The sequence below is a fragment of the Bradyrhizobium ferriligni genome (assembly GCF_056837965.1).
On the sequence record NZ_JBXEJO010000158.1, the window covers coordinates 1 to 3,376 of the forward strand.

General features: G+C 64.4%; 2 protein-coding genes and 1 pseudogene. All 3 read left to right on the forward strand.

Translation table 11 applies throughout. The features are described from left to right. Positions 1–1,685, forward strand: a 1,685-nt coding sequence (locus AC1VNY_RS42250; protein WP_482409632.1) for a ParB/RepB/Spo0J family partition protein, incomplete at its 5' end; no start/stop codon positions are given. 721 nt (positions 1,686–2,406) lie between these two features. Further along, entirely contained in the window at positions 2,407–2,718 is a 312-nt protein-coding gene (locus tag AC1VNY_RS42255; RefSeq protein WP_482409633.1) for a DUF736 domain-containing protein, read from the forward strand. A gap of 527 nt (positions 2,719–3,245) precedes the next feature. Then, positions 3,246–3,376: pseudogene (locus AC1VNY_RS42260) on the forward strand (IS110 family transposase); the annotation flags it as partial.

Consider the following 3,376-nt stretch of genomic DNA (forward strand, 5'->3'; position numbering starts at 1 on the left):
ACGAGATCAGCCTGGACGAGAATGTCACCCGGGAAAACATGCATCCCGCCGACCAATTTGAAGCGTTCAGGAAGCTCGCGGACGAGCGCGGCCTCGGTGCGGAGGAGATCGCGGCCCGCTTCGGCGTGACGGCGCATGTGGTGCGGCAGCGCCTGCGGCTGGGCGCGGTTTCGCCTAGGCTGATGCAGCTCTATCGTGACGGCGATCTGACGCTTGAGCAACTGATGGCGTTTGCCATCACGAATGATCATGCCCGGCAGGAAGCCGTCTATGAGCGTTTGCCGTTCGACCCGGATGCCAGCACCATCCGCCGCCTGCTCACGGAAACCCATGTCGCCGCAACGGATCGTCGGGCGCGCTTTGTCGGGATCGAGGCCTATACGGAGGCGGGCGGCACGGTGCTGCGCGACCTCTTCACCGAGGATCGCGGCGGCTATCTGGAAGACGTCTCACTGCTCGATTTGCTGATGACGGCAAGGCTTGGCAGGGAGGCCGACAGCCTGCGGGCAGCCGAAGGGTGGCGATGGACGGAAGCTCATCTCGACTTCCCGCATGCCCATGGCATGCGCCGCGTCTACCCGCATCCGGTCGAGCTTTCGGCCGAAGATCAGGCCGCGCTTCAGGCGGTCCAGACCGAGTTCGACCGGCTGACCGAGCAGCATCAGACGGCCGAGGAACTGCCCGACGACGTCGACGCGCGGTTCGGCGAGCTTGAGGCCGAAATCGAGCGGCTGGAGGCAAAGCGGCAGGCCTACGATCTCGACGACGTCGCGCGCGGCGGCGCCTTCGTGGTGCTCAATCACGATGGCACGGTGCGGGTCGAGCGGGGCTTCATCCGCCCCGGAGACGAGAAACCCGGCGCAGAAACCGGGTCGGAAAGCGCCGCCGAGGCGCGGGATGAGGAGGACTTGGGAGGCGAGGACGTCACGCCGGATGGCGAGGACGACGAGGGCGCCACCGGCGAGGACGACGGGGACCAGAAGCTGTCTGACACTCTCGTTCGCGACTTGTCCGCGCACCGAACCTTGGGACTGCGGCTCAATTTGAGTGAGCAGCCCGACGTCGCCATCGTGGCGCTTACCCATGCGCTCGCCGCCCAAATCTTCTATCTGGGCGCGGCCGCGCATGTGGTCGGCATCCAGCCGGTGAGGTGCGATTTGGCCGCGCATGCGGACGGGATCGAGGACACGCCGGCCGGCAAGGCGTGGTCGGATCGCCACGCCAATTGGGCAAGGCAGATACCCAGAGACGTCGCAGGACTGTGGGAATTCGTGGCCGAACTCGACCACGACAGCCGCATGGCGTTGTTCGCGCATTGCGTCTCCCTGACGGTCAATGCGGTCAAATTGCCGCTTGACCGGAGGCCGCGGGCGCTAGCGGCGGCCCGCCGTCTGGCGGAGGCCGTGGCCCTCGACATGAGCGCCTACTGGCGCCCGACGATGCGCAGTTATCTCGGCCGGGTCACCAAGGCGGGCATTCTGGCGGCGGTCCGCGAAGGCGTCGGCGAGGAGGCGGCCGAGCGGATGTCGGATATGAAGAAGGCCGACATGGCACAGGCCGCGGAGCAGCTGTTGACGGCGACCGGCTGGCTGCCGTCGCTGCTACGGACGGCCTCTCCGCAGGGGGCAACCGATCTCCAAAACGAGGCGCAGGGCAGCGAACCGCATTCACAAGCAGCGGAGTGAGACTAGCGCCGGGGCCGCGTGGGCGGCCCCGGCAGCCTCAAAAATTGCGGCCGCGCACCAGATGGTGCGCGGCCGATTTCAGTAAATGCAAAGCGGCGATTCCTCACGCAAAGGCTCCTTCCGATTGGGGTCGACGATCCGGCCGATCACCGCCGCTTGCGGCAGCCAGGGTGGCTGTATCGGGCCTCATTCGACTTTCACCAGCTAGGCAGGGACCAGTGCCGGGAAGCCCGGATCGTGTCTTGACTGCGGCTGTCGAGAACGCATTCGGGCGGGGAATTCTGGCGGTGCGACCTGTTGCTTGTGCGCAAATGCAGGTGGTTCCCTTGCGTTGATCCGGCCGCGTCCTCTCTGCGATTGATGTGCGGCCATCGGCTTCGCTTCGACCGATCCAGCCGTCGTCGGGTGCTGTGGAGAGGGCCGTCGCCACGACAATCTCCGTCAGTTCCGTTGTGGGCTCACGTCCAACGCAGTCACGATTGGGCTGATCAAGCCCGGAGGCCGGCAAGCGCCTCGATCGCCTTCCCGCAACAGCTCACGCCTGCTTTTTTCCCCTGCCGCCAAGCGGCGGCATTCCTCGCGATAAGACAAAAAAGCAGGCTTATCGCCGTCCTCCGCTGGCGCTGCGGGCCTTAAGGCTGCGGGCCGATCGCTCCCCGGGCCAAAGATCGCCATCGAGGCTGCGATGGACGCGGCCCGAGCAAAACAGACGGAGATCACCATGGCGACCATCGGCACGTTCACCGCTTCCGATACCGGCTACACCGGCTCGATCAAGACGCTGACGCTCAACATCAAGGCCAAGCTCGTCGCATCCGAGAAGGACAACGACAAGGCTCCCGACTACCGCATCTTTGCAGGATCCACCGAGTTCGGCGCCGCCTGGAAGAAGACCGCCCGCGACAGCGAGCGCGAATATCTCTCGGTCAAGCTCGACGATCCGAGCTTCCCGGCCCCGATCTACGCCTCGCTGGTCAAGGTCGAAGGCGAGGAAGGATTCACCCTCATCTGGTCGCGCCGCAGCGGCGACTGATCGGTCCGGACCATCGGCCCCGCCTCCTCGGAGGCGGGGCTCTTTTTTTGCGTTTGATGCGCCGCTTTGGGAGGGAGTGGAAGGACATTTTGTTTGGAAAAAAGGGGCTTCGCCGCACGCCAAAATGCGGTCGATCGAAGCGAGATTGGCGTACTATTTTTGTGTTAAGCGCGTGGAATTTTGCGTCGGATCGGGCCCGATTTTCGATTTCGAGGCGTGGTATTTCGCCGGTCCCACGATCAGGAACGATCTGTCCACGCGTGCTCTCAGAGCTCGAGTCGCCACGCATTTGTTGAGCGATAGGCCTCTGTTTCATGTCGCTCCGAACGAATATGCGGCGGATCGAGTTTGCAATTTGAGCAAAGCCAGGCCAACAAGACCTGAGGACGGAGCAAGGTAGGGCGTATTGCAAGGTAGGGCGTATTGCCGCCCGTAATCGGTCTGCGCCCGAACTTGCGGCTGATCGCGTGGCTCGCGCGCCGAATAACCCGCACACTGCACCGCCTCAGCAACGCGGGAGGCGTGCGATGCAATGGTTCTGTGGACTGGATGTCGGGATGGACGAGAGCGCGATTTGCGTGGTCGACGACACCGGCGCGGTGGCGCTTCAGACGACGGTCGTGACCGATCCGGAGGCGATCAAGGCGGCGCTCAAACC